Source organism: Roseateles sp. (genome assembly GCF_031397715.1).
Classification (GTDB): Bacteria; Pseudomonadota; Gammaproteobacteria; order Burkholderiales; family Burkholderiaceae_C; genus Paucibacter_A.
In genome coordinates this window covers 1-2,072 of sequence record NZ_JANNMI010000074.1, presented here as the reverse complement: position 1 = coordinate 2,072, position 2,072 = coordinate 1, and the positions used below count along the sequence as shown (strand labels likewise).

Sequence of the window (2,072 nt, the reverse complement as noted above, 5' to 3'; positions counted from 1 at the left end):
ACCGCCGCGATCCATTCCTTCAACATCGGGCCGGGTGGGTCGACCTGCAGATAAGGCCCTAACTCCGCCGCCAGCTGGGCCGGGTAGACAAAGGGGAAGCGCTCGGCGTACTTTTCGACGAAGAAGTCAAACGGGTTGATGACCGTCATATCGGCGACCAAGTCGACGGTGAAGCTCAGCTCCTCGGCCTTCTCGGGAAAGACAAAACGGCCGATGTAATTGCCGTAGGGGTCTTGCTGCCAGTTGATGAAGTGCTCGGCCGGCTCCACCGTCAAGGAGTACGACAAGATCGGTGTGCGCGCATGAGGCGCTGGCCGTAGCCGCACCTCATGCGGCGAGAGTGCTACGGCGCGGTCGTAGCGGTAGCTTGTTTTGTGGTGCAGTGCGACGCGGATAGCCATGTGTGCCTAATTTGTTAGACCGACGGATTCAAAAAGTCGCGGCTGATGCCGACGCCGAGCTTGCCGACGCGGTCCAGAAACTGGCTCAAGAAAACATGCAGGCCAGGTTGCAGGATCTCATCGATGCTGGCGTGCTCCAGATCGGCATTGATGCGGCCGGCCAGGCGCAATGTCTCGGCCGACTGGTTGTTGGCCACCCGCTTTAGATTGCTGAGCAGGCGCGCCATGCAATGCGCCAGCGAGCGCGGCATATCGGGCCGCAGAATCAGCAACTCGGCCACCTTGTCCGGCGTGATCACATTGCTGTAAACCTTGCGGTAGACCTCAAACGCCGAGACCGAGCGCAGCACCGCCGACCAATGGTAGAAGTCCCTAGCGCCAGGACCGGACGGCTCCGCAGCCGCGTCCAGCGCGTGGAACTTGACGTCCAACAGGCGGGCGGTGTTATCGGCCCGCTCCAGAAACGAGCCTATGCGCAGGAAGTTGAAGGCCTCGTCCTGCAGCATCGTGCCCACCGTCACGCCGCGCGACAAATGCGAGCGGAACTTGACCCATTCGCATAAAGCAGCCGGGTCTTGCTTGAGCAAGCCGTCGGCAATCATCCGTTTGAACTCCAGCCAGGTCTGATTGGTGGTTTCCCAAACCTCGGTGGTCAGCGTGCCGCGCACCGCACGGGCGTTCTCGCGCGCCTCGCGCAGGCAGCTCAGAATCGAGGAGGGGTTGCGCTCGTCGCTGACCATGAAATGCTTGACCCGCTCGGCCTCGATCTCGCCCCAGCGGGCTTGATACGGCCCGGTCAACTCCGAGATCGACAGCAGGCTGCGCCAGCCCTGCTCGGCGGCGGCGGGCGATTGCGGCAGCAGCGAGGTCTGGTAGTTGACGTCCAGCATCCGAGCGGTGTTTTCGGCCCGCTCCATGTAACGAGAGAGCCAAAAAAGGTGGTCGGCGGTTCTTGACAGCATTGTTTTTCTTCCTTCAGGCCGAAAACACCGCACGCGCTGGCGCGCTCGGCTGTGTTGTGGCTGCGCCGCTGACGCTGCGCGTCAGAACCGCCCGCTCCATGTAACGAGAGAGCCAAAAAAGGTGGTCGGCGGTTCTTGACAGCATTGTTTTTCTTCCTTCAATCTTCCAACACCCAGGTGTCCTTGGTGCCGCCGCCCTGGCTGCTGTTGACGACCAGCGAGCCTTCCTTCAGCGCCACGCGGGTCAGGCCACCGGGCACGATCTGCACCTTCTCGCCGGACAGCACAAAAGGCCGCAGGTCGATATGGCGCGGCGCGATGCCGGCCTCGACAAAGGTCGGGCAGGTCGACAGGCTCAGCGTCGGCTGGGCGATGTAGTTGCTCGGGTTGGCCAGCAGGCAGGCGCGGAAGTCTTCGATTTCTTGCTTGGTGGCGGCCGGGCCGACCAACATGCCGTAGCCGCCGGCGCCGTGCACTTCCTTCACCACCAAGTCGGCCAAGTTGGCCAGCACATAGTTCAGGTCCTCAGCTTCGCGGCAGACATGGGTGGGCACATTGTTGAGGATAGGTTTCTCGCCCAGATAGAACTCAATCATCTTGGGCACATAGGGGTAGATGGACTTGTCGTCGGCAATCCCTGTGCCTATGCCATTGGCCAGATTGACATTGCCGGCCTTGTAGGCCTCGACCAGGCCCGCGCAGCCTAATG

The 2,072-nt window shown here is 61.8% G+C and carries 4 protein-coding genes; all 4 read right to left on the bottom strand.

Features of this window, described 5'->3' with window-relative positions; all coding sequences use genetic code 11:
• Positions 1-401, bottom strand: a 401-nt coding sequence (locus RMO57_RS03370; protein WP_310384218.1) for a transglutaminase N-terminal domain-containing protein, incomplete at its 3' end; no start/stop codon positions are given.
• A 14-nt stretch (positions 402-415) separates the two neighbouring features.
• Positions 416-1,363: an alpha-E domain-containing protein gene (locus tag RMO57_RS03365; protein ID WP_310384216.1), complete on the bottom strand. Its 948-nt coding sequence runs from the start codon at positions 1,361-1,363 to the stop codon at positions 416-418.
• A 13-nt stretch (positions 1,364-1,376) separates the two neighbouring features.
• On the bottom strand, positions 1,377-1,508 hold the full coding sequence (locus RMO57_RS21960) for an alpha-E domain-containing protein (protein ID WP_414858681.1): 132 nt from the start codon (positions 1,506-1,508) through the stop codon (positions 1,377-1,379).
• Between the two features lie 13 nt (positions 1,509-1,521).
• Positions 1,522-2,072: circularly permuted type 2 ATP-grasp protein (locus RMO57_RS03360; RefSeq protein ID WP_310384214.1), on the bottom strand; the 551-nt coding region annotated here is incomplete at its 5' end.